This window comes from Bacillus sp. FSL K6-0255 (assembly GCF_045040725.1).
Lineage (GTDB): Bacteria > Bacillota > Bacilli > Bacillales > Bacillaceae > Bacillus > Bacillus subtilis.
On the sequence record NZ_CP150278.1, the window covers coordinates 937273 to 962211 of the forward strand.

General features: G+C 42.8%; 27 protein-coding genes. 22 read left to right on the top strand and 5 right to left on the bottom strand.

The window, feature by feature from the left end; translation table 11 throughout:
• The first annotated feature begins 165 nt into the window (after positions 1–165).
• The 12 genes from yhbH to MHB62_RS04875 all read left to right on the top strand — a co-directional run bounded on the left by yhbH (position 166) and on the right by MHB62_RS04875 (position 9105).
• Positions 166–1344: a sporulation protein YhbH gene (gene yhbH / locus MHB62_RS04820; RefSeq protein WP_003233432.1), complete on the top strand. Its 1179-nt coding sequence runs from the start codon at positions 166–168 to the stop codon at positions 1342–1344.
• Positions 1345–1503: 159 nt separating this feature from the next.
• Positions 1504–1968, top strand: a complete 465-nt coding sequence (locus MHB62_RS04825) for a MarR family transcriptional regulator (protein ID WP_003233431.1) — start codon at positions 1504–1506, stop codon at positions 1966–1968.
• 35 nt (positions 1969–2003) lie between these two features.
• A complete protein-coding gene (locus tag MHB62_RS04830) occupies positions 2004–2669 on the top strand; it encodes an HlyD family efflux transporter periplasmic adaptor subunit (protein ID WP_014476241.1) in 666 nt (221 codons plus the stop codon).
• A gap of 40 nt (positions 2670–2709) precedes the next feature.
• The gene (locus tag MHB62_RS04835; RefSeq protein WP_003233429.1) at positions 2710–4308 is read left to right on the top strand and encodes an MFS transporter; all 1599 of its coding nucleotides are present in this window, start codon (positions 2710–2712) and stop codon (positions 4306–4308) included.
• Between the two features lie 22 nt (positions 4309–4330).
• Complete coding sequence (locus MHB62_RS04840; protein ID WP_003233428.1) at positions 4331–4861, top strand: NAD(P)H-dependent oxidoreductase; 531 nt, start codon at positions 4331–4333, stop codon at positions 4859–4861.
• Positions 4862–4873: 12 nt separating this feature from the next.
• On the top strand, positions 4874–5248 hold the full coding sequence (locus MHB62_RS04845) for a hypothetical protein (protein ID WP_003233427.1): 375 nt from the start codon (positions 4874–4876) through the stop codon (positions 5246–5248).
• The gene (locus MHB62_RS04850) at positions 5248–5403 is read left to right on the top strand and encodes a hypothetical protein (RefSeq protein ID WP_003233426.1); all 156 of its coding nucleotides are present in this window, start codon (positions 5248–5250) and stop codon (positions 5401–5403) included. The genes MHB62_RS04845 and MHB62_RS04850 overlap by 1 nt, the downstream gene beginning before the upstream one ends.
• A gap of 4 nt (positions 5404–5407) precedes the next feature.
• The gene (locus MHB62_RS04855) at positions 5408–6169 is read left to right on the top strand and encodes a hypothetical protein (protein ID WP_029726352.1); all 762 of its coding nucleotides are present in this window, start codon (positions 5408–5410) and stop codon (positions 6167–6169) included.
• Positions 6170–6171: 2 nt separating this feature from the next.
• A complete protein-coding gene (locus tag MHB62_RS04860; protein ID WP_015252495.1) occupies positions 6172–6537 on the top strand; it encodes a GntR family transcriptional regulator in 366 nt (121 codons plus the stop codon).
• Between the two features lies 1 nt (position 6538).
• Entirely contained in the window at positions 6539–7237 is a 699-nt protein-coding gene (locus MHB62_RS04865; RefSeq protein WP_015252494.1) for an ABC transporter ATP-binding protein, read from the top strand.
• A 16-nt stretch (positions 7238–7253) separates the two neighbouring features.
• A complete protein-coding gene (locus MHB62_RS04870; RefSeq protein ID WP_032721217.1) occupies positions 7254–8171 on the top strand; it encodes an ABC transporter ATP-binding protein in 918 nt (305 codons plus the stop codon).
• A complete protein-coding gene (locus tag MHB62_RS04875) occupies positions 8164–9105 on the top strand; it encodes an ABC transporter permease (RefSeq protein ID WP_003233421.1) in 942 nt (313 codons plus the stop codon). Before MHB62_RS04870 ends, MHB62_RS04875 begins: the two co-directional genes overlap by 8 nt.
• A gap of 91 nt (positions 9106–9196) precedes the next feature.
• Here MHB62_RS04875 and cspB read toward each other — a convergent pair whose 3' ends face one another.
• Entirely contained in the window at positions 9197–9400 is a 204-nt protein-coding gene (gene cspB / locus MHB62_RS04880) for a cold shock-like protein CspB (RefSeq protein ID WP_003224086.1), read from the bottom strand.
• 435 nt (positions 9401–9835) lie between these two features.
• Between cspB and MHB62_RS04885 the strand changes: the two genes are divergently transcribed.
• Positions 9836–10666 (top strand): MetQ/NlpA family ABC transporter substrate-binding protein, encoded by an 831-nt coding sequence (locus tag MHB62_RS04885; protein WP_029726351.1) that lies wholly within the window; start codon positions 9836–9838, stop codon positions 10664–10666.
• Between the two features lie 2 nt (positions 10667–10668).
• On the opposite strand, the gene dgcK is transcribed toward MHB62_RS04885, so the two are convergent.
• Positions 10669–11748: a diguanylate cyclase DgcK gene (gene dgcK / locus MHB62_RS04890; protein WP_003233417.1), complete on the bottom strand. Its 1080-nt coding sequence runs from the start codon at positions 11746–11748 to the stop codon at positions 10669–10671.
• A gap of 172 nt (positions 11749–11920) precedes the next feature.
• On the opposite strand from dgcK, the gene tcyP reads away from it, so the two are divergent.
• Entirely contained in the window at positions 11921–13312 is a 1392-nt protein-coding gene (gene tcyP / locus MHB62_RS04895; protein ID WP_003244685.1) for an L-cystine transporter TcyP, read from the top strand.
• Positions 13313–13353: 41 nt separating this feature from the next.
• Here the strand turns inward: tcyP and MHB62_RS04900 are convergent, their stop codons facing one another.
• Positions 13354–13800, bottom strand: coding sequence for a hypothetical protein (locus tag MHB62_RS04900; RefSeq protein ID WP_029726350.1), 447 nt, complete (start codon positions 13798–13800; stop codon positions 13354–13356).
• A 149-nt stretch (positions 13801–13949) separates the two neighbouring features.
• Here MHB62_RS04900 and MHB62_RS04905 point away from each other — a divergent pair, with 149 nt between their 5' ends.
• Both MHB62_RS04905 and MHB62_RS04910 read left to right on the top strand, forming a co-directional pair.
• On the top strand, positions 13950–14519 hold the full coding sequence (locus MHB62_RS04905) for a YhcN/YlaJ family sporulation lipoprotein (RefSeq protein ID WP_003245125.1): 570 nt from the start codon (positions 13950–13952) through the stop codon (positions 14517–14519).
• A gap of 120 nt (positions 14520–14639) precedes the next feature.
• Positions 14640–15608 carry a hypothetical protein gene (locus MHB62_RS04910; protein WP_032721219.1) on the top strand — a complete coding sequence of 323 codons (969 nt, stop codon included), beginning with the start codon at positions 14640–14642 and terminating at the stop codon, positions 15606–15608.
• Here MHB62_RS04910 and MHB62_RS04915 read toward each other — a convergent pair.
• Positions 15540–16193, bottom strand: a complete 654-nt coding sequence (locus tag MHB62_RS04915; protein WP_015715563.1) for a spore coat protein — start codon at positions 16191–16193, stop codon at positions 15540–15542. The genes MHB62_RS04910 and MHB62_RS04915 overlap by 69 nt on opposite strands.
• An 82-nt stretch (positions 16194–16275) precedes the next feature.
• On the opposite strand from MHB62_RS04915, the gene yhcR reads away from it, so the two are divergent.
• Positions 16276–19938 carry an endonuclease YhcR gene (gene yhcR, locus MHB62_RS04920; RefSeq protein ID WP_080287596.1) on the top strand — a complete coding sequence of 1221 codons (3663 nt, stop codon included), beginning with the start codon at positions 16276–16278 and terminating at the stop codon, positions 19936–19938.
• Positions 19935–20534: a sortase SrtA gene (gene srtA / locus MHB62_RS04925; RefSeq protein WP_032721222.1), complete on the top strand. Its 600-nt coding sequence runs from the start codon at positions 19935–19937 to the stop codon at positions 20532–20534. The genes yhcR and srtA overlap by 4 nt, the downstream gene beginning before the upstream one ends.
• A 29-nt stretch (positions 20535–20563) precedes the next feature.
• Here the strand turns inward: srtA and MHB62_RS04930 are convergent, their stop codons facing one another.
• The gene (locus MHB62_RS04930) at positions 20564–21472 is read right to left on the bottom strand and encodes an RluA family pseudouridine synthase (protein WP_032721223.1); all 909 of its coding nucleotides are present in this window, start codon (positions 21470–21472) and stop codon (positions 20564–20566) included.
• A gap of 110 nt (positions 21473–21582) precedes the next feature.
• On the opposite strand from MHB62_RS04930, the gene MHB62_RS04935 reads away from it, so the two are divergent.
• From MHB62_RS04935 to MHB62_RS04950, 4 genes are all read left to right on the top strand, one after another.
• Complete coding sequence (locus tag MHB62_RS04935; RefSeq protein WP_003233401.1) at positions 21583–21978, top strand: YhcU family protein; 396 nt, start codon at positions 21583–21585, stop codon at positions 21976–21978.
• A gap of 136 nt (positions 21979–22114) precedes the next feature.
• A complete protein-coding gene (locus MHB62_RS04940) occupies positions 22115–22537 on the top strand; it encodes a CBS domain-containing protein (protein ID WP_003245462.1) in 423 nt (140 codons plus the stop codon).
• 127 nt (positions 22538–22664) lie between these two features.
• Positions 22665–23327 carry an HAD family hydrolase gene (locus MHB62_RS04945; protein WP_003233396.1) on the top strand — a complete coding sequence of 221 codons (663 nt, stop codon included), beginning with the start codon at positions 22665–22667 and terminating at the stop codon, positions 23325–23327.
• Between the two features lie 15 nt (positions 23328–23342).
• A complete protein-coding gene (locus MHB62_RS04950; RefSeq protein ID WP_003245514.1) occupies positions 23343–24884 on the top strand; it encodes a bifunctional GNAT family N-acetyltransferase/carbon-nitrogen hydrolase family protein in 1542 nt (513 codons plus the stop codon).
• Positions 24885–24939: the final 55 nt, after the last annotated feature.

The window sequence follows — 24939 nt, forward strand, 5'->3', positions numbered from 1 at the left end:
CCGAATAGGGCGGGTTATTTTGTCCCATTTTCTAAATAGTTTGTCAATTAAACGTGCATATGTGCATATGATGAATATAAATCTTTTCGAAAGACTTGTTTCATAATCTGGCACAAGCCGGAATACGTATGTATCACGACCACAAATGGTTAAGGAGGGGAATTCATGTCCCAAAATGACAGCGGCCATTTTTTGATTTCTGAGGAAAACTGGTCCCTCCATCGCAAAGGCTTCGATGACCAGCAGCGCCACCAGAAAAAAGTGCAGGAAGCGATCAAAAACAATCTTCCGGACCTCGTAACTGAGGAAAGCATTATTATGTCTAATGGAAAAGATGTAGTGAAGATCCCAATCCGTTCACTTGATGAGTATAAAATCCGTTATAACTATGATAAAAATAAACATGTAGGGCAAGGAGACGGCGAGAGCCAGGTTGGAGATGTTGTGGCCCGGGATGGATCAGACAAAAAACAAGGGCCTGGAAAAGGGCAGGGTGCCGGTGATCAGGCAGGCGAGGATTATTATGAAGCGGAAGTTTCATTAATGGATTTAGAAGAAGCGCTTTTTAAAGAATTAGAGCTTCCGAATCTCCAGCAAAAAGAGCGGGACAATATCATTCATACAGATATCGAGTTTAATGATATCCGTAAAACAGGGTTAACCGGTAATATTGATAAGAAAAGAACGATGATGTCAGCCTTTAAACGAAACGCAATGTCAGGAAAACCGTCGTTCTACCCAATTTATCCGGAGGACCTGAAATATAAGACGTGGAATGACATCACAAAGCCCGAATCAAAAGCCGTCGTTTTAGCCATGATGGATACAAGCGGCAGTATGGGGGTTTGGGAAAAATACATGGCCAGAAGCTTCTTTTTCTGGATGACCCGTTTTTTGCGGACAAAATACGAGACTGTGGAAATTGAATTTATTGCCCATCATACAGAAGCAAGAGTGGTCTCGGAGGAGGATTTTTTCTCAAAGGGAGAAAGCGGCGGAACCATTTGTTCTTCCGTATATCGGAAGTCGCTTGAGCTTATTGATGAAAAGTACAATCCCGCCCGCTATAACATTTACCCGTTTCATTTTTCTGACGGTGACAACCTGACATCTGATAACGCGCGCTGTGTGAAGCTGGTCAATGATATTATGAAGAAGGCCAATCTGTTTTGCTACGGCGAGGTCAATCAGTACAACAGGCATTCAACGTTAATGTCTGCATATAAAAATGTAAAAGATGAGAAATTTAAGTACTATATTTTAAAACAGAAATCTGATGTTTTTCAGGCTCTAAAGAACTTTTTCAGAAATGAAGAGTCTGGTGTAAGCCATCAATTTTCGTAATAAAAAGCCCATTTCAGGGCTTTTTTTTATTTAATAAAAGCAAGAAAACGCTTGCGAAAAAAATACGAGAGAAAAAGAAATTTTTCCTTTGACAAATCTTCTTTCATTTATTAATATTTTATCTTGTGAACTATTATTGAGGAATGAGGTGAAAAGGAGTTGACTGAATCAGAACGTGCTTTGCTCACTTTTGAACAGCTCTTCGATACGTCTCGGGCGATATATAAAAAACAGAAGAAGATATTGGAGATTGTGCTTGAGCCTTTTGATATTACAGTCCTTCAATATTTGCTGATGTTTAAAATTCATCAAAGCGGAAGCACCCCGCTAAGCAAGCTGGCAATGTCGCTTGATCTTAAGCCTGCTTCTGTGACGCGGATGACAGATATTCTGTATAAGCGCCAATTGATGAATCGATATGACAGTCCGGATGACCGCCGTATCGTCATGATTCAGTTAACCGAAGAGGGGGAAGAACTGATAGAAAAAGCCGCTGTGCAATATGCAAAAATGGGTGCTGGCTTGTACCAAAAGCTTGATACCTCCCAGCTGCAGTATTTGCGCAAACTAGCCGGAAGTTTAACGAAGCTTGCTGAAGGCTGTTCAGAAAAAAGCGGTAATTAAAAACTTCTCACATATTTTCACCAGCTTTCCGCAAAATGATAGAGGATGAAACGAAAGGAGAAAACAAAATGAACAGAGGACGTTTAATTCTGACCAACATTATCGGTTTGATTGTTGTTCTTGCAATTATAGCTGGAGGTGCTTACTACTATTATCAAAGCACAAACTACGTAAAAACAGATGAAGCAAAAGTAGCGGGCGATATGGCTGCTATTACTGCTCCAGCGGCAGGTAAAGTATCTGACTGGGATCTGGACGAAGGAAAAACAGTGAAAAAAGGCGACACAGTTGCAAAAATCAAAGGCGAACAAACTGTTGACGTAAAATCCATTATGGATGGAACAATTGTGAAAAACGAAGTGAAAAACGGACAAACCGTACAAGCTGGTACAACAATTGCACAAACGATTGACATGGACAACCTATACATCACAGCAAATATTAAAGAAACAGATATTGCGGATATTGAAGTAGGAAATAGTGTAGACGTAGTAGTTGACGGAGACCCTGATACAACATTTGACGGTACTGTAGAAGAAATTGGCTATGCGACTAACTCAACTTTTGATATGCTTCCATCTACAAATTCAAGCGGAAACTACACAAAAGTAACACAAAAAATTCCTGTGAAAATTTCAATCAAAAACCCATCTGATAAGGTGCTTCCTGGAATGAATGCATCTGTTAAAATTTCTGAGTAAAACAGATCAGTCATCAAACCATGAAAGGAGGTTGTCTTAGATGGCTACAGGCAAAGAAAAAAATGCAAAAAACCCTATGTCATTGCTGATTGTGCTAATGGCGGGTTTATTTTTGGCAATCCTAAACCAAACACTGCTTAATGTTGCAATGCCACACTTAATGACTGAATTTGGCGTAAGTGCAACGACGATTCAGTGGCTGACAACAGGTTACATGCTTGTTAACGGTGTATTGATTCCGTTATCTGCTTTCCTGATTACACGATTTGGCCAACGGAGTCTCTTTCTCGTCGCGATGTTTTGTTTTACGCTCGGTACGTTAGTCTGCGGTATCGCACCTAACTTCTCTACAATGCTGATCGGCCGTTTGATTCAGGCCGTGGGCGGAGGTATCTTGCAGCCGCTCGTTATGACAACCATTCTGTTAATTTTCCCGCCTGAAAGCAGGGGGAAAGGAATGGGGATTTTCGGGCTAGCGATGATGTTTGCTCCAGCGGTCGGCCCGACTCTTTCCGGGTGGATTATTGAGCATTATACATGGCGCATTATGTTTTACGGTCTTGTGCCGATCGGCGCAATTGTTATCATTGTGGCTTTCTTCATCTTTAAAAATATGGTGGAGCCGCAAAAAATCAAACTCGATACTCTTGGCGCAATCCTATCGATTGTCGGATTCGCCTCCTTATTATACGGAGTCAGTGAAGCCGGGTCTGACGGCTGGACCGACCCGATTGTATTGTCTACAGTTATTATCGGAGCCATTGCAATTGTTGCTTTTGTTGTTCAGCAATTGCGTCATGATGATCCGATGCTTGATTTCAGAGTGTTTAAATATGACATTTTCTCACTCTCGAGTGTCATTAATATCATTATAACAGTGGCACTTTACACTGGTATGTTCCTTTTACCGATCTATCTGCAAAACCTGGTCGGCTTTACGGCGCTTCAATCCGGTCTGCTTCTGCTTCCGGGTGCGATCGTTATGCTGATTATGTCACCGATCTCAGGTATTTTGTTCGATAAATTCGGACCGAGACCGCTTGCGATTATCGGGCTTCTCGTGACAGTGGTAACAACATATCAATACACGCAATTGACAATTGATACACCATATACACACATCATGCTGATCTATTCAATTCGTGCATTTGGTATGTCTCTCTTAATGATGCCAGTCATGACAGCCGGGATGAACCAGCTTCCTGCCCGTCTGAACAGCCACGGAACGGCGATGAGCAACACGCTTCGCCAAATCAGCGGATCAATCGGAACAAGTTTAATTACGACGATTTATACAAACCGGACGACATTCCATTATTCACAAATTGCAGATAAAACAAGCACGGCGGACCCGAACTTCCTCCATGCGTTCCAAAATGCAGTTTCGAATTTAATGGTGAATATGAATGTGTCTTATGATACGGCGAAAACATATGTGTACTCACATATTTATAAACACGCGTCACTCGATTCCAATGTCATGGGGATAAATGATGCCTTTATGTGGGCAACCTTATTCTGTGTAGCAGGTTTGATTTTAAGTATCTTCCTGCGTGACGTCAGAAAAGATAAATTGCGTAAGAAGAAAAAAGAGGAGCTTTCATTACTTCCTGCTCCAAAAGAAGCTAAGGAATCTTAATCTGTACAGGGAGGTTTCCTGAATGAAAATTTATGTAGTGTATGATAGTGAAGGCGAACATACTAAAGTGCTTGCAGAAGCGATTGCTGAAGGCGCGAGAGAAAACGACGCGGCTGAAGTGTTCATCGACCATGTAGATCAGGCTGATATCCGCAAGCTTAAAGATATGGATGCGATTATTTGGGGATGCCCAGGGCATTTCGGAACAATCAGCTCCGGTCTTAAAACTTGGATCGACAGACTTGGCTACTTGTGGGCTGAAGGCGAGCTGATCAACAAAGTCGGTGCTGTCTTCTGCACAACGGCAACAACACACGGCGGCTTGGAAATGACAATGCACAATTTAATCACGCCGATGTTCCACCAAGGCATGATTGTTGTCGGACTGCCTGGCAACGTGCCTGAAAACGCACTTTATGGCTCTTATTACGGAGCAGGTGTCACTTGTCCGGTAGACAGTGATGAGTTAATGTCTGAGGAAGGTATTCAGCTTGGACGCGCGTTGGGAAGACGTGTCAGCCAAGTTACAGGAAACCTAACAGCAGGACAGTAAGGAGAGGTTGAAATGGCCATTATTATAGCAATAATTGCTGCTGTCATTGTCATTGCGGCCCTTATTACATTTAACGTCCGCAACGCCTCACCTGGACCTGAGAAGCAAGAAGCAACTGATAGAATTGCACCTCCAGAAGAGGAAAAAAACGAAGCGCATTACCCTGCTGAAGCAAGGGCTGCCGAGCATACGCCATCCGTTGTCAAAAACGATTCTCCAAAAGAGAAGCGTGACACAATGGGTGATGATATTTACAGGCAGGCGCTGCAAAAGTTTAAGCATTCTGATGAAGTTCATGCAGAAGAAGAGGTCACTGAGGAAAGTGACAAAATGCAGGACCGCAGCTATCGTGATGCGCTGCTCTCTATGAAAAATAAGAAAAAGTAATGAAAAAGGCAAATCCGTTTACTCATGCGGGTTTGCCTTTTTTGCTGTTTCCATCAATTATGTTTTTATCAAATAAATCCATGGAATATGTTGTATTCCATCTTGATCTAGTGTACTATGTTACTCATACACCGAGGATTTTTTCCGGGAGGTAAAGACATGAATTCTTTTTTAGGTTTATTAAAGAAAGATATCAAGCTTTCAAGAATGTGGCTGCTAGTATGGATATGCGGAATCATTTTCTTATTGGGAACAGGCCATATTATAGCTTCTCGCACGAAAGAACCTCTAGTCATTTTTGGTTTTTTTGTTGCAGTTGCTTTTTTTCTGCTTTTCTTATCTCCTGTTTTTGTGTTTTATCACCTTCGCAAGGAAGGGAAATCACAGCTTTGGCTGTACAATCCAAATGGCGGCTTATGGTTGTTTTCTTCTAAATTGGCAGCATCTTTGCTCTATCAATTTGTGATTCAGTTGGCATTAACAGCCTATGGCATATGGATGTATCATATGCTCTCTGTAAAAAATCTGCTGGAGCATCAAGTTGATATAACGAGTACAGTGGCTTTGCTGAATATGTATGGGCTTATTTCTTCGTTAGATATGTCAGTAACAGTCATTGTGTTTTGGACTGTTTTTCACTCTCTCAGAAATTGGCGCGGAATGCGGTGGGCTGCGATGGTTCTGTTGGTTGCAGTGTGGTTATTCTTCGATGAATACATCATAAGCCCTTTGGTTGAATCTCAAAAGCATTTCTGGCCTGTAACAGTCTATTGCAATTTTGATTTCCACTTCCACAATGTTTGGAGATTGGAATTAAAACCTATCCATCTGTCTGTGCTAGGGTTGCCTATTACTTTAGTCATCACATTCTTGCTGCTTATTATGGCTTCAAAACTGCTTGATCGTAAAGTAGAGGTGTAAATATGGACAATCAATTCCAATCCTCGAAACCGATTTATCTGCAGATCGCTGATCAGATCTTTTATAGGCTGGTCAGGAAGGAGCTGCTCCCAGGAGACAAGCTTCCTTCAGTAAGAGAAATGGCGATTCAAACTAAGGTAAATCCCAATACAATTCAAAGAACTTACAGTGAGATGGAAAGGCTGGGTATTGTGGAGACAAGAAGAGGTCAAGGGACGTTTATTGCGGAAAAAGCAGAAATCGTAGACGAGCTGAAAGACAAGCTGACACGAGAGGTGCTGGAAGGCTTTGTCAAGCAAATGAAAGAGCTGGGGCTAACGAAAGAGGAAATGGTAGAAGGGATTAAAACATTCACAGAGGGAGGCTAAAATGGAAATCAAGCTAGAACATGTATCAAAAAAATATGGCCGCCATACGGCCGTCAATGATGTGTCAATCACCCTATCATCCGGACGGATTTATGGCCTGATCGGACCGAACGGCAGCGGCAAGTCAACGACCCTGAAAATGATGGCTGGCCTTCTGTTTCCGACTTCAGGATTTGTGAAAGTTGATGAAGAGCAGGTTACGAGAGAAATGGTGCGTCAAACGGCTTATCTTACTGAGCTTGATATGTTTTATCCGCATTTCACTGTTAAAGATATGGTGAATTTTTATCAGTCGCAGTTTCCTGATTTTCAAACAGAACAGGCTTATAAGCTATTGAATGAGATGCAGCTGAATCCGGAAAAAAAGATCAAAAAGCTATCAAAAGGAAATCGGGGCCGGCTGAAAATCGTTCTTGCTTTAGCGAGACGGGCAGACGTCATCTTGCTTGATGAACCTTTTTCCGGGCTTGATCCGATGGTCAGGGATTCCATCGTAAACAGCCTTGTGTCGTACATTGATTTTGAGCAGCAGATTGTCGTGATCGCGACACATGAAATTGATGAAATTGAGACTTTGTTAGATGAAGTAATCATCCTCGCCAATGGAGAAAAAGTTGCGCAGCGTGAAGTAGAAGATATTCGTGAACAGGAAGGCATGTCTGTTTTGCAATGGTTTAAATCAAAAATGGAAGTTTGCTAGAAAGAGGAGGAATATGATGAAAACAGTGTTGGAATTGAAAAACGTGACTAAAAACATCAGAGGCCGAACGATCATTGATAATCTCAGTTTTACGATTCGTGAAGGCGAGGTATTCGGTTTTTTGGGACCAAACGGAGCGGGGAAAACGACAACCATCCGGATGATGGTGGGGTTAATGAAGCTGTCGAAAGGTGATGTCCTCATTTGCGGCCAATCAATTACGAAAGAATATGCCAAGGCGATTAAGCATATTGGAGCGATCGTTGAGAATCCCGAGCTGTATAAATTTTTGAGCGGATATAAAAATCTCCAGCAATACGCAAGGATGGTCAAGGGTGTCACGAAGGAAAAAATTGATGAAGTTGTTGAGCTGGTCGGTTTAACAGACAGAATCCACGACAAGGTGAAAACATATTCTCTAGGGATGAGACAGCGTCTTGGCTTGGCACAATGCCTTCTGCACGATCCGAAAGTGCTGATTTTGGATGAACCGACAAACGGCCTTGATCCGGCGGGGATCAGAGAAATCAGAGATCATTTAAAGAAGCTGACCCGAGAAAGAGGAATGGCTGTCATCGTTTCAAGCCACCTGCTGTCAGAAATGGAACTGATGTGTGATCGAATTGCGATTCTGCAAAAAGGAAAGCTGATCGATATTCAAAATGTAAAAGATGAAAACATTGATGAGAATGATACATATTTCTTCCAGGTTGAGCAGCCGAGTGAAGCCGCTACTGTTTTAAATCAGTACGATTTGCTGAGTAAGACAAATGGTGTAGAAATCAAACTGGCTAAAGAGGAAGTCCCTGCGGTTATTGAATTGCTGGTGATGCAGCAAATCCGTATTTATGAGGTCAAGGTCATAACAAAATCATTAGAGGACCGTTTCTTAGAAATGACAGGTGAAACAAAAGAGGAGGTTCAGCATGCTTAATTTGATTTATAATGAGTGGCTCAAAATTTTCAGCCGAGCCGGAACATGGGTGATGATCGGAATTCTGGGGCTGACAATGGTTGGATTTGCATTTTTGGCGAATCATTTTTCTGCTGGTGAATCAAATTCCCATTGGAAACAAGAACTTCAAGCACAAAACGCCGAATTAAAGAAAGAAATCAAAGAAGATCCTTCACTGAAAGATGGGTATAAAGAAACAATCACACTCAACGACTATCGCATCGAGCATAATATCCCTAGTGACACGGGCTATACGGTATGGTCTTATGTAACGGATTCAGCAAACTTTACCATCCTTACCGGTCTGTTTACTATTATCATCGCGGCCGGAATTGTCGCGAACGAATTTAATTGGGGAACGATTAAGCTATTAATGATTCGGCCGCTCAGTCGTTTTCAAATTTTGATGTCCAAATATATTACAGTTCTCCTGTTTGGGCTCCTGTTGCTGTTGATTTTATTTATCGGTTCTACTTTATTAGGGTTGATCTTCTTCGGGACGGGTGGTGAAACCGCCGCGAATATTCATTTAATCTATAAGGATGGCCATGTCATTGAGCAAAACATGATGGGGCATTTGGCCACAACGTATCTTTCTGAATCCGTCTCGGCTTTAATGGTGGCGACGATGGCGTTTATGCTGTCTGCGGTATTCAGAAACAGCTCTCTTGCGGTTGGTTTTTCCATCTTCTTGTTGGTTGCCGGTACGACTGCAACTGCATTTATTGCAGCGAAGTTTGACTGGGCAAAGTATATATTGTTTGCTAATGTCGACTTGACTCAGTATGTGGATGGCACACCGTTAATAAAAGGGATGACTATGACGTTTTCTCTCGTCATGCTGGCGATCTACTTTATCATCTTCCTGTTGCTTGCTTTCGGAATCTTCATGAAGCGGGATATTGCAAACTAATAAATAAAGCTGTTTTGCATAAGCAAAACAGCTTTATTGTCAAAATAAAAACTGCAGGTTTGCACCTGCAGTTTTTCATATCAATTTATGCTTACGCTTCTTTAGTAACGTTAGCAGCTTGTGGTCCGCGGTTTCCTTCAACGATTTCAAAAGAAACAGCTTGGCCTTCTTCTAAAGTTTTGAAGCCTTCGCCTTGAATAGCAGAGAAATGAACGAATACATCGTCTTGACCTTCTACTTCGATGAATCCGAAACCTTTTTCAGAGTTGAACCATTTTACTTTACCTTCTAACATGAAATTTCCTCCTAAAGCGATCATAACGCTTAAATTCACTATTCTTGCTCTTAACAAACTTTCAAGACGAAAACTCTTACAAAACTTTCTTCTTAAAGATAGTTCGAACAAAAATAATTACCTTTACTCTACCAGTAATCTTCGGAAAAAACAACTGCTTATTGAAACTTTTTTCGGAAAATACCATATTTATTTTTCAATTTGATATTTATTTGCGGAAATTCATCTGCTTTCTCGATATGTGATCATACGTTTGCCTTAGTATTTCTTCATTTTGGGAAGATAAGTAATAGGAATTGACAACCTTATTGGATATGAGTAAGGTAAAAGTTAATCAATATTACAAATGACAACGTTTATCAACTAAGAGAGCGTATGATTTTTATGTCTGATATTGCTTGCATGCTCTAATACATAGATAGGAGTATGGTCACAATGAAAAAGTGGCTTATATGCAGTTTTGTCCTTGTTCTTCTCGTTTCATTTACTGCATGTTCACCGTCTGCAGAACATGAATCGATAAAAATCGGGATTGCTGAGTCTGACGGGGCAATATGGAACTATATTGCTCAAAAGGCTGAAGAGGCAGGGCTGGATATTCAGCTGATCCCTTTTTCTGATTATGCGGAGTCTGATATCGCACTTGCTAACAAAGAAATTGATGCAAACGCCTTTCAAACCATTTCATATTTTCAGTCGTTCACTGAAAAATACAAACTTAATTTGGCACCGCTCGGGACGACATACATAACGCCCATGGGCATTTATTCAAAACGATATGACCGAATCCAAGATATACCGCGGGGAGCTGTCGTTTCTGTTCCGGATAAAGCGTTCGATTTTGGCAGGGCGCTTACGGTGCTCCAGGAAGCGGGTTTGCTAACGCTGAAAAACGGATTTAACGGAACAGGTTCAGTTGATATGATTAAAGATAATCCGAGACACCTGAAATTAAAAGCTGTCCGGCAACAGGATGCAGTGAGCGGTGCCGACGTGTTTGTCATGAAACCATCAGAAGCAAAAAAAGCGGGCTTGAACCCGAAAAAGCATACGCTAAAGAGCGGCGGACCCATGTCTGGGGAAGAGATGAATTTGATTGTTGTCAGAGCGGAGGATCAAGATCGGGAAGCGCTGCAAACCATTCTTGAGCTTTATCAAGCTGATGATACAGCGGCATTTATAGAAAAAGAATACCAGGGAGATCTTGTCCCGGCTTTTCTGCCTTTGAAACGTCTTTCAGATTGGAAGAATGAATTCGAACATTGAATTCATTCTTTTTTTTCTGAAAAACACACTCTGTTCCGTCCCGTTTCTTTCGCTTTGTAAAGCATTTGATCGGCAAGAATGGGCAAGGATCCTGGCTGTTCCGTATTATTGGGGTAATGAGCGGCCCCTAGTGATATCGTAACTGAAAGCTCTTCACCGTTTGTTAATACAATCGGTGCATCACTTACAGTTCTCCTGATCCGTTCAGCGATCCGGGCTGCTTTATCAAGAGAACAGTTCGGCAGGAGCACGGCAAATTCTTCACCGCCGATCCGAGCGGCAGGATCTGTATTTCGGATGCTCTGCTTCAGACGTAACCCCAGCTCTTTGAGCACCTGATCTCCTTCATGATGGCCATATTGGTCATTGATGGTCTTAAAATGATCGATATCCATATAAATCAGTGCAAATTGAAAATGCGGGGTATCGGCCGCCTGCTGATACAGAGCTTTCGTGGTTTCTTCAAACTTTCTTCGGTTATACACGCCTGTTAAAAAGTCAAAGTGCGCCTGAAACTTATATTGTTTAAAAAGAAGATGTGCATTTGTTTCATGATCAATAATATATAAACTGAGCATGCCGCCCGCTATTGATATGATCCAAAAATACAAATGAAGTTCGTATGAATGTAAATCTATAAGAAAATAAAAGGAAAAGGAGATCAAGCTATTTGTGATTATTAAAAGATAGAAAGCATGTTTTAGTTGAACTTTTTTTCTTCTAGAAACAATGAGTGACGGAATGGCAGCGATACAAATGATAATAACCGAGTATAGTGCAGATGTGTTCATCGTAATCAGCAAGCGGCCTGCAGTGATCATGGCTAGGGCCGTTGCCGTTGAAACCCAGCCTCCATAAAGAGCGGCAATCATAATAGGGATATTTCGAAGATCAATAATTGAATGCTGATAGGTAAATCCAAAAACCATCAGAATAACCCCGAGCAAACCGCAGGCCAGTCCTTTAACAGCTTGAAAAGATATGCTGTCTTTTTTATGTACTAGCCTTTCTTTAAACAGGTGGGTGAAGAGATAATTAAATGTGATTAAAATGGTCAAATTTACAAACAGTTCTTTCAGCAAATATTATCACCCTTATATAAGGTACTAAAGATGGAAGGGAAAGAAAAGAACAAAAAAGGCATTATATAAGGTTTTTTTACTTGAATTGATAAGTTAAAATAATTCGCACTTGACCCATCGGAATTAGTGTAATATAGTAAATGAGAAAATTTGAAGGGAGAGTTTACCTGCTTTGGAGACTTTACTGGTTGTATTACATGTATTTATTTTATTTTTACTTATCTTAGGGCTCTTTGTTATGCAGAAAAAACATGTTTCCTTCTCTAAACGTGTATTTACTGCGCTGGGGCTGGGAATTGTATTCGGATTTGCGCTTCAGCTGATTTACGGCCCGACTTCAAATATAGTCATTCAAACAGCCGACTGGTTTAATATTGCCGGGGGCGGATATGTCAAATTGCTTCAGATGGTTGTCATGCCGCTCGTCTTTATTTCGATTCTCGGCGCATTTACAAAGCTGAAGCTGACAAAAAATCTTGGGAAAATCAGCGGTTTGATTATCGGGATTTTAGTAGCAACAACAGCAGTTGCTGCAGCTGTCGGTATCGCGTCCGCGCTTTCATTTGATCTGCAGGCGATTCAGGTTGACCAAGGAAGTACAGAGCTTTCACGGGGACAGGAGCTTCAGCAGAAATCAGAGGATATGACAGCGAAAACGCTGCCGCAGCAGATTGTTGAACTGCTGCCTGGAAACCCGTTTTTAGATTTTACGGGAGCTAGACCGACTTCAACGATCGCTGTCGTTATTTTTGCCGCTTTCCTTGGAGTGGCATTCCTCGGCGTAAAACACAAACAGCCGGAACAGGCAGAAACATTTAAAAAACTGGTTGATGCCGTTTATGCCATTGTCATGCGTGTTGTCACACTCATTTTGAGACTGACGCCTTATGGGGTGCTGGCCATCATGACAAAAACAATTGCAACGAGTGATCTTGACAGCATTCTAAAACTGGGCATGTTCGTGATTGCATCATATGCCGCGTTAATCACTATGTTTATCATTCATTTGCTGCTGCTGACGTTCAGCGGCTTGAATCCGGTGATTTATTTGAAAAAAGCGGTGCCTGTACTTGTATTTGCATTTACGTCAAGGTCTAGCGCAGGTGCTTTACCGCTGAATATTAAAACACAGAGAAGCATGGGTGTACCGGAGGGAATCGCAAACTTTGCCGGTTCGTTCGGTCTTTCGATCGGCCAAAATGGATGTGCCGGCATTTATCCTGCGATGCTGGCGATGATGATTGCTCCGACTGTCGGCCAAAATCCATTTGACCCGGTGTTTATTATCACTGTTATCGCAGTCGTTGCCATCAGCTCCTTCGGGGTTGCCGGAGTCGGCGGCGGAGCGACATTCGCGGCGCTTCTTGTTTTATCATCATTAAACATGCCTGTCGCGCTCGCCGGTTTGTTAATCTCAATTGAACCGTTAATCGACATGGGGCGTACTGCTTTGAATGTCAGCGGAAGCATGACATCCGGTCTTATTACAAGTAAGGTCACAAAGGAAATTGATCAAGGGGCATTTCATGATCAATCCAGAGTGATTGAAGCTGAAGAAGCGTAACATATGAAAACGTGTAATCCAAACAAGGATTACACGTTTTTTTAACGGCCGGGTTCTAAGTCCTCCAGCATTTCCATCATCGTGTTGTCGTCCATGACATTCATTGCGCTTTGTTCAAAATGAATGGGTTCAGCATAATGCGGCTGTCTTTTTTTCGCGGGTGTCTCAGTTTGCCTAGTTTGAGACTGTGTATGCTGATGCTGTGGTTGCTGCTGTCCGGCGTGCTGGTGCTGACGGCCATTTTGCCGCTGGCTTTGATGCTGCGAACGGTCCTGGTTATCACCGCTGCTTCCGCTAAATGCTTGTTTGACCATGTTTCCTACAGTAGAAGCATCAAACGTGTTATTTTCTGAATTTCGTCTATTCATTTGTCCTGTGATAAACCCGCTGATTCTGTGGCGGATCTGAGGTGATAATGCAGCAATAAGCATAGTTGATCCTATGATCAATGCTGCGGGGCTGATTCCTCTTCGCTGGTTGAACAACATGATCCCTCCTTTGCAGTGTATTCATATTTTCCCCCTCGTTAGACAAATTAACCGTTATATTTCCCGGGAAAGCATTTCCTCCAGATTTGCATGCATAATTAAAGCCAGTTAGAAAAACCTATAAGTAAAGTGATAAAGGAGGAATTCACATGTTTGGAAAAAAACAAGTCCTTGCGTCTGTGCTTCTTATCCCTTTGCTTATGACTGGCTGCGGTGTGGCCGACCAAGGTGAGGGCAGACGTGATAATAATGATGTAAGAAACGTAAATTATCGAAATCCGGCCAATGACGATATGCGGAATGTAAACAATCGGGATAACGTTGACAATAATGTTAATGATAATGTCAATAACAATCGTGTAAATGACGATAATAACAACGACCGAAAACTTGAGGTTGCTGATGAAGCAGCTGATAAAGTAACAGACCTAAAAGAAGTAAAGCATGCCGATATCATTGTGGCTGGAAATCAAGCCTACGTTGCAGTCGTTTTAACCAATGGAAATAAAGGTGCAGTAGAAAACAATCTGAAGAAAAAAATAGCCAAAAAGGTAAGATCTACTGACAAAAACATTGATAATGTTTACGTTTCAGCTAACCCTGATTTTGTAGAGCGTATGCAAGGATATGGAAAACGTATTCAAAATGGTGACCCAATCGCCGGATTATTTGATGAATTTACACAAACTGTACAGCGCGTATTCCCTAACGCTGAATAAATAAAAAAAGCCGCACAATTTGTGCGGCTTTTTCTTTGCGTTAATGACACACTGCGAACTCAGGCTGCATAGAGTAAAAATAAAAAGGTACAAGACGGACCGGCTCAGGGAGGGAGACGTTTGCGGGATGGCATAGGAAAGCGTGCGGCATCCGCTCTATTCCTGTGCGGAGTCCTTGTGATGCTGGCTGTGAGCTCAGCCATCGTATCAAGCGCGATGTATATCCTGTCTTTTCCAGGTCAGGCATCTGGAATAACAAAAGAACAAGTGACGAAGCACATGAAGAAAGAGTCATTCAAACAGGCCGATATTTATTACACTTCTAAGGAAAAGTCCTTACTGCCATTAACGAAAGAAACGCTTGAATATGCGGTCAGTATTAATCAGATTATGATTGGATATTCGAATCAAAAGCCTATTGACATTATTTTTTTTCCTAATGAAAAACAGATGGAGGCTTACTCCGGTTTATTGGATGTAGTTGGTTTTTATTCTGAACGGGAGCAGCTGATCGGATTGTTGCCTGAAGAGAAAAAGAAACTGTTAGAAGGGGACGAGGTAGCGGTTTATTTGTACCAGAGATTGTTGATTCATGAATACTCGCACCATGCGTTTCACCAGAAATTGAAGGAGCTTGAGACGGATCCCGATGAGTTTCCGTTATGGTTTCATGAAGGGTTAAGCGAGTGGATTGCAAACTATGAATTGCTCATAGATCCGATCACGTTTTCTGTCGTGCCCTTTGACCGTTTGCAGACTGATCGAGACTGGCAGGAAGCCAGAGCCGAATATGACACTGATGTCTATTTGCAAAGCTTTTATATGATCGATGAGCTGACGGACAAATATGGGAAAGACATTATTTCAGAAATGATTAAGGAAACAGCAAAAAAAGGGGACTTTGAAAAAGGGTTTAAATCAGCAACAAAGGAAAGTCTTGATCAATTTGAAAAAGATTTCAAGAAAAAATTTGAAAAAAACAGTGCGGCATTGGATAGTATCTATCCAATGCCTTTGTTATTAGTGAAGTCCTTGCTGACCCATTCCGCCTTGTGTTGGAGGCATTTGTCCTTGGGCAGGGGCGAATGAATTTCTCAGCTGTTCCATATCCTGCGCATCAAGCTGAGGAACCTGGTAATAGCCGTGTTTGTTTTGGTATAGGAAAATTTCAAATGCCATTTCAACATACTCCTGAATTTGCGCAGACAGTACGCGTCTTACGGCCGGATTTGTCATTTCCAGAGAAGCCATCGTCAGCATAGAAGCTTGTGCTTTAATCGCGCAAAGCATTTGTCGGCTGATGATGCTGTCATCAATATCATTCATGGATTGAACAGGTTTTTTAGGCTGTGACGGCTGCATGCCGTAAACAGCCTGGTTGTCCTCCTTCATCATATAAGTTGCTGTTTTTTGTGAAGGTTCGCTGCCTGTTTTGAAGCATTCTGCAGTTATATTGTATTGAGATGTAATGAATTGATGTTGACGATCAAGGATGTTTAATAATTCTTGATCCTTACAGAATTGTCTCAGCATCATAAACTGATCTAGCACAGTAAGTGTTCCGGAAAGCACCTCATGCATATCAAACATTTCATGTCCGCCGTGGTTTTTATGCGGTTTGCCAGGAATACCTTTGTTCATTTGGGATTGCTGCTGCTGATTGAACTGATCCAAACCGAATTCCTCCTTTTTTTTCAGATCAGCTGTATTTTGTGTCAGTCTGCCGTGTATTATGCAGAAGCCTGAAAGGAATTATATGCTGTCTGTCGAAATGATAAGCAGACAAAATCGTTGTCATTATGTGTATATTAAGGGAGGAAATATGATGAGGCGTATTCTGCATATTGTGTTGATCACGGCATTGATGTTCTTAAATGTAATGTACACGTGCGAAGCTGTAAAGGCAGCTGCAGCTGAACCGCAACAGCCTATATCGATTGAGAAGGCAATACAGCAAAAAGAAGGACAGGCGCTTGTCGAAGGATATGCAGTCGGCCAGGCTGTTTCCCCGCAGCATTATAAGCTGACAAGCCCTTTTTCAAATGATTATAATGTTGCGCTGGCAGACCGTAAAAACGAGACATCGCCCGAACACATCCTTCCTGTGCAAATCCCCTCCGCCTTCAGAAGCCAATTTGGGCTGCAAACTAATCCGCTTCTTCTTGGGAAAAAGATAACGGTTCAAGGAAAGCTTGAAAATTACTTTAACACGACAGGACTTAAAAACGTTCAGTCGATGAACGTAACCGATGACACGAAAACTCCGCCGGCTGAACAGCAAGTGACCATAAATGAAGCACGGGGAAGGCTGAATGAAGAAGTAACGATAAAAGGGATCATTACAGCTGATCAAAACGCAATCGGAGGCGGGAAGCTGTCGACCTTTTTGCAAGATGAAACCGGAGGCATTAACATTTATTCGCCATCCCCTGAACAATTTCCCGAATTAAAAGAGGGTATGGATGTCACGGTGACAGGGAAAATCACGTCTTACCAGGGGCTGAAAGAAATCGTTCCAAGCTCATCAGGCATCAAAATCAACCAGTCAAATCAATCCCTCCCCGCCCCCAAACACTTAACAATCAATGAACTTATTAACGGCAGCCTAGGTGATCAGTATGAAGGAAGCCTTGTGAAACTAACCGCTTTTGTTTCCTCAATTCCAAGTTCTCCTGCCGGCGGCGGTTACAATGTAACAATGATTGATGACGACCATCATGCAATGACGCTCCGGGTTATAAATGAAACAGGGGTGATAAACGAGCTTGATGAGGGCAAATGGTATGAATTTACCGGTGTGTTAAGCAGATACCAAACCTTCCAACTGCTTCCGCGAAAATCGGCTGACCTGAAGCTGCTTGAAGAGCAGCCCGCACCTCCGTCTGCGCAGGGAGAATATGAAGGGATTGTTGACCGGGTAGTTGACGGCGATACCATTCATCTCAAATCTCCGGTGCTTGGAACGACAAAAATCCGGTTTGTAAATGTAGATACACCCGAAACATATCACACACCAAAAAACGACGCAGATGAAAATCAATTAAGATTTGGCAAAAAAGCATCTGACTATCTAAAAACGGTTCTGTCCCCGGGTGATAAAATTACTGTCAAGGTCGGGAGTGAAGCCAAGGACAGCTATGGCAGATTGCTCGGACAAGTCATAACCGAATCAGGTTCCAACGTAAACTTAGAGCTTGTAAAAAACGGCTATGCTCCGACGTATTTTATTTGGCCGGTTGACAATGAAGAGGATTATCAGCAATTTCAGGCCGCAGTAGCCGCTGCAAAAAAAGACCAAAAAGGAATTTGGAATGAAAACGATCCCCTCATGGAAATGCCGTTTGAATTCAGAGCCAGAGAGCAAGGGAAAGGCCTGACAAGATATGTTGGGGACTCGTCGAATAAAACATATGTGCAGCCAGCTGACTGGAAGAAGATAGCTGTGGAAAACAGAATTTTCTTCGCCTCAGCAAGTGAAGCGGAGAGCGCGGGATATAAAAAAAGGCAAACGGCACCTCAAGAACATGTGCCGCTTAGAATTCTCAGCATGAATGATTTGCATGGCAAAATCGATCAGCAATATGAGCTTGATCTTGATGGAAATGGAACTGTAGACGGCACGTTTGGACGCATGGATTATGCCGCCGCATATTTAAAAGAAAAAAAGGCTGAAAAGAAAAACTCGCTGATTGTGCACGCGGGAGATATGATCGGCGGAAGCTCTCCAGTTTCCTCTCTTCTTCAGGATGAACCGACTGTAGAACTGATGGAGGACATCGGATTTGATGTCGGAACCGTGGGAAACCACGAATTTGATGAAGGCACGGATGAACTTCTGAGGATCTTAAATGGAGGTGATCATCCGAAAGGCACAAGCGGATATGATGGACAGAACTTTCCCCTTGTATGTGCCAATTGTAAAATGAAATCAACTGGAGAGCCCTTTTTGCCGGCTTATGACATCATAAATGTGGAGGGCGTACCCGTTGCTTTTATCGGAGTTGTCACACAGTCGGCAGCTGGCATGGTTATGCCTGAAGGAATAAAAAATATCGAGTTTACAGATGAAGCAACAGCGGTGAATAAGGCGGCCGAAGAGCTCAAGAAAAAAGGCGTGAAGGCCATCGCGGTTCTCGCACATATGTCAGCTGAACAAAACGGCAACGCCATTACCGGTGAGTCTGCTGATCTTGCAAACAAAACAGATTCTGAAATTGACGTGATTTTTGCCGCGCATAATCATCAGGTTGTTAACGGTGAAGTGAATGGAAAACTGATTGTTCAAGCGTTTGAATATGGAAAAGCGATAGGTGTCGTTGATGTAGAGATCGATAAAACGACAAAAGACATTGTCAAAAAGTCCGCGGAAATCGTATATGTTGATCAAAGTAAAATCGAACCGGATGTCAGCGCGTCAGCCATTTTAAAGAAATACGAAACAATTGCGGAACCGATTATCAGCGAGGTAGTCGGCGAAGCCGCTGTTGATATGGAAGGCGGGTATTCAAATGACGGCGATACACCTCTTGGAAACCTGATTGCGGATGGTATGAGAGCTGCCATGAAAACGGATTTTGCCCTTATGAATGGCGGCGGCATACGTGAAGCGCTGAAGAAGGGTCCAATTACGTGGGGAGATCTTTACAATATTCAGCCATTTGGAAATGTGTTAACGAAGCTTGAGATTAAAGGAAAAGATTTAAGAGAGATTATCAATGCTCAAATCTCGCCGGTTTTTGGGCCTGACTACAGCATCAGCGGGTTTACGTATACGTGGGATAAAGAAACCGGAAAAGCAGTTGATATGAAAATGGCAGATGGCACCGAGATCCAGCCCGATGCCACATATACATTGACTGTCAACAACTTTATGGCGACGGCGACAGGGACCAAATATCAGCCAATCGGACTGCTGGGAAAAAATCCGGTGACAGGGCCTGAGGATTTGGAAGCGACAGTTGAGTACGTGAAGAGTTTTGATGAGCCAATTGCGTATACAAAAGAGGGAAGAATTAAGCTTGCTGAAGCCAGTGATATTGAAGACCCTGTAACAGAAGACCCGATTACGGAAGAGCCTGGAGATGATCCGGTGACGGAGGATCCGATTAAAGAGGATCCAAGGCCAGGTGAAGATTTGCCTGATATAAAAGAAACTCCGGGAACAGCACCGGTTCATCAGCTGCCGCCTTCAGCCATTTCGAGATTCAATGAAATACCAATCAACAACACAAAAACCGCTGATACTGCTAATAGCATCAGCACATTGCCGTTACGAAACGAGGGCGGGGAAAGCGGGTCTGAGCATCCGCTTCCAGATACATCAGCAAACTACTATAACTTTATGATAATCGGTGCGGCGGTGACATTGTCAGGAACTTATCTATATGTCAGAAGAAAAAGGAGCGCCTCCAGAACGTGAAAAAAATTATTCCACTATTTATCATTGCTGCCGGCCTAGTGATCGCAGGCTATGGAGGCTTTAAATTGATCGATACGAATATGAAAACGGAACAGACACTAAAAGAAGCAAAACTGGCGGCTAAAAAGCCGCCGCAGGAACCTTTGGGGACGAAAAATAGCACAGATCAAGCAAAGAACAAAGCATCATTTAAGCCTGAGACCGGCCAAGCGAGCGGCATTTTAGAAATACCGAAAATCAATGCAGAGCTTCCGATCGTGGAGGGCACCGATGCTGATGATTTAGAAAAAGGTGTCGGGCATTACAAGGACAGCTATTATCCTGATGAAAACGGACAAATTGTGCTGTCAGGGCATCGGGATACCGTGTTTCGCCGGACGGGAGAGCTGGAAAAGGGGGATCAGCTCCGTCTTCTCCTGTCATATGGAGAATTCAGATATGAAATTGTAAAAACAAAAATTGTCGATAAGGATGACACATCTATTATCACGCTTCAGCATGAAAAGGAAGAGCTTATTCTGACGACCTGCTATCCGTTTTCATACGTCGGAAATGCCCCGAAACGCTATATTATATATGGAAAACGAGTGACTTAAAAAGCCGAGGCAGTGCCTGCGGCTTTTCTTCATGAAAAATATGTGCGGCAAAGGTTTTTCATATCAGCCGGGAAAGGGGCTTCAGCAACTATGAGCTCGTCTGTTATCGGGTGAACCGCTTGTACTTTATTGGCGTGCAGTGCCTGCCTGTTTAGCAGCTTGCTCCCGCCTCCGTAAAGCGAGTCTCCTGTCAACGGATGTCCGATGCTCGCCATATGAACACGGATTTGGTGTGTTCTGCCTGTTTCCAGCTCTAATTCAACGAGCGACAGCCGTTCTTTCACATTGCTGGCCATTACCTTGAAATGAGTGACGGCTGTTTGCCCGCCTGGTGAAACCCGGCGTCTTGTCGGGTGTGACCGGTCTCTGCCGATTGGTGAATTAATTGTCCCTTTTTTCGTCCGTAGCTTACCTTCAGCGATGGCGGTATACGTACGCTTCAGCGTCTTTTTCTCTAACTGCTGGTCTAAGATGGCGTGTGCCAAACGATGCTTGGCAAAAACGATAGCGCCAGATGTATCCTGATCAAGACGATGGACGTGGCGCACCTTACATGTTTCGCCATTTATCTGATAATGATAAGCGATCAAATTAGCCAGTGTGCCGGTTTGCCCATCCTCATTCGGATGCGTCGCGATGCCAGCGGGTTTATTGACGATGAGCATATGATTGTCCTCATATAAAATATCAAGCTCGCCATACTCCGGAATGACCGAAGATGCTTCAATTTCCTGAAGATCAATGAAGACACGGTCTCCCTTTTTTACAATCATATTGTTTAAGACGGATTCGTGATTGACCTTTATCTGTTGATGGGACATCCAGTCTTGTATCACTGGTTTAGAAGCTTTGAGCGCTGTTTTGAGTACGGAAAACAGCCATTGGCCGTCCTGTTTTTCATTGATGAGGATCTCAAGCCCTCTGCCTTTTTGGTTCATGTTAAATGGCTCCTTTTCGAAGCGGAAGGCTGCTGTTTCTCATAGGAAACACTTACCTTAGCTTTCGCGTTTTTTTCTGTGCTATTCTTGAGTAAGACTTAGGATATTCGATGGCAAGAAAGGTGATTGACGTGAGAATTGTGAACGCAGCAACTGCAGAACAGGAGAGCTTTATCAAGGAGCTGTCTATGGAGCTGATCCATGATGTATTTCCTCTTTATTTCTCCGAACTGGACATTCAGCGCTTTAAAAAGAAAGGCGTTCTGTCTTTAAATAACCATTATTACCAAGGAACATTAAAAGAAGCATTTCAAATTATGGCTTGTCTGCAAATGATACATATTATCCTGACCAAGCCTTCACCGCACTCTGATTTGAGTGATCAGGCGATTTTTGAAAAAAACAGCAAGATGCTGAATGATTTTGGGATTTATTTTCCGTTTGCTTTTTCTGACTTTCAAAAGAAGACTAACAAAGCCTTTTTCGGTCAAAGAAGGCTGATATAATCATGCGGCAAGGGCTTTTCTATTTTTAGAAAAGCTCTTTTTGTATCAGAGAAATCATATCATAAAACCTTTCCTCTAACTCCCTTTTTAAACGGCTCGTGTCTGAACATACTAATGATTGAAAGGGGTGCTGACAATGAGTTCAGTTAAAGATACAATGACAACGCAGGTGGCAACCGTTTCTCCGAATCAAACGATTCAGGAAGCGGCTTCTCTAATGAAACAGCATAACGTCGGGGCGATCCCCGTTGTAGAGCAAGGTGTTTTAAAAGGAATGCTGACTGACCGTGACATTGCATTAAGAACTACAGCTCAGGGCCGTGATGGCCAGACACCCGTTTCAGAAGTGATGTCAACAGAACTCGTATCAGGAAACCCTAATATGAGTCTGGAAGACGCGTCGCAGCTGATGGCCCAGCACCAAATCCGCCGCCTTCCTATTGTAGATCAAAACAATCTAGTCGGGATCGTTGCGCTTGGAGACCTGGCAGTCAATCAGATGTCGAACGAGTCTGCGGGATCAGCGCTGACAAACATTTCTCACCAAAACATTCATTAATAAGAAAGAGCTTGCAGTGTGCAGGCTCTTTCTTCACATAAAGCTTTACTTTTTGAAAGCAGACTTGTTTCGGGGTATAGTTGAGTGTATACATATGTCTCAATTCGGACTAAAGGAGTTGTACCCAGTGATTAAAGCGTTAATTTTTGATTTTGACGGGCTTATTCTAGATACAGAAACACACGAATATGAGGTTCTTCAGGAAATATTTGAAGAGCACGGCTCAGTGCTGCCGTTATCTGTCTGGGGAAAGGTCATCGGAACTGCTGCGGGTTTCCGGCCTTTTGACTATTTAGAAGAGCAGATCGGGAAAAAGCTGAACCATGAAGAGCTCACACAATTGAGAAGAGAGCGGTTCGCCAAACGCATGGAAACAGAAAAAGCGAGACCTGGTGTCGAAGCGTATTTGAATGCGGCAAAGGATTTAGGTTTAAAAATAGGCCTTGCCTCCAGCTCTGATTATAAATGGGTGTCCGGCCATTTGAAGCAAATCGGCCTGTTTGATGATTTTGAAGTTATTCAAACTGCTGATGATGTGGAAGAGGTAAAGCCGAATCCTGAACTCTATTTATTGGCGGCAAAGAACCTCGGGGTATCGCCAGCGGAATGTCTCGCGTTTGAGGATTCTGTCAATGGTTCGATTGCTGCGAAACGTGCAGGCATGAAGTGTGTCATTGTCCCGAATAAAGTAACGGGTACCTTGATGTTTGAAGACTATGATCACAGGCTTGAATCAATGGCGGAAATGGAGCTCGCCCTATTGCTTGATCATCTGAACTCACAAAACTAGAAAGGAGCGAGTAGGTTGTCTGAGAAATTAGATTTGACCCGGTTTGAAAAGAAAATGGTTATCCGCAATATCGAAGAGAAAGACATCGACAAGATTATCGATCTTCAAAAGGACTGCTTTCCAGGAATGGAGCCTTGGAAGCGGGAGCATTTAATCAGCCATTTGGAGCATTTTCCAGAAGGACAGTTTTGTGCAGAATTCGAGGGTGAAATTATCGGTTCGTGCTCAAGTCTCCTGATTAACTTTGATGAATATGATGACCGCCATACGTGGCAGGACATTACAGATGACGGTTATATCACCAACCATAATCCTGACGGCTTGAATATGTATGGAATTGAAGTCATGGTGCACCCGAAATACAGACGAATGAAAATCGGCCACCGTTTGTACGAGGCGAGAAAGGACTTAGCTAGACGCTTAAACCTGAAAAGCATCATCATAGGCGGTCGGATTCCAAACTATCATAAATATGCAGAGGAAATGACAGCGAGAGAGTATGTTGAACAGGTGACACGCCACCAAATATACGATCCGGTTCTTTCTTTTCAGCTGATGAACGGCTTTACCCTTATGCGAATTAACCCGAACTATCTCCCGGATGATACAGCTTCGATCAAGTATGCGACGCTGATGGAATGGAATAATGTCGATTATCTACCGCAGCAGACAAAACGCTATTATAAATCGGCGTTCCCTGTTAGAATTTGTGTGATCCAATACGAAATGAAGAAAATTTATTCCTTTGAGGAATTTGCGAATCAAGTAGAATACTATGTCGATGTTGCTTCCGACGCAAGATCTGATTTTGCGGTGTTCCCGGAAATTTTCACAACCCAGCTGATGTCCTTCCTTGAGGAACGGTCACCGAGCTTGGCGGTGCAGAGAATTACCGAGTATACAGAAGATTACATCAGCCTGTTTACTGACTTGGCTGTGAAGTATAACGTCAACATTATCGGCGGATCTCATTTCGTCGAAGAGGAAGGCAAGATCTATAATATCGCTTACCTGTTCAGACGGGACGGAACGATCGAGAAGCAATACAAACTCCATATTACGCCGAATGAACGCAAATGGTGGGGGATCAGCGCAGGAGACCAAGTTCGCGTGTTTGATACGGACTGCGGGAAAATCGCGATCCAGATCTGTTATGACATTGAATTTCCTGAGCTTGCCCGGATTGCGGCTGATAAAGGAGCCAAAATCATCTTTACGCCATTTTGTACAGAAGACCGTCAAGGCTATCTGCGTGTCAGATACTGTTCGCAGGCTAGAGCGGTTGAAAATCAAATTTATACGGTTATCTCTGGAACGGTCGGAAACCTTCCGCAAACGGAAAACATGGATATCCAATACGCCCAGTCAGGCATCTTTGCCCCGTCTGATTTTGAATTCGCTCGTGACGGCATTGTCGGCGAAACAAACCCGAATATTGAAATGGTCGTCATCGGCGATGTTGACCTGGAAATTCTCAGAAGACAGCGCCAAAACGGTACAGTGCGCCAGCTAAAAGACAGACGGCGTGATATTTATCATATTCAATATAAAAAATAATTCCCAAAATAACCCGCCTGAATTGGCGGGTTTTTTAAAACAAAAGCGGAATTGT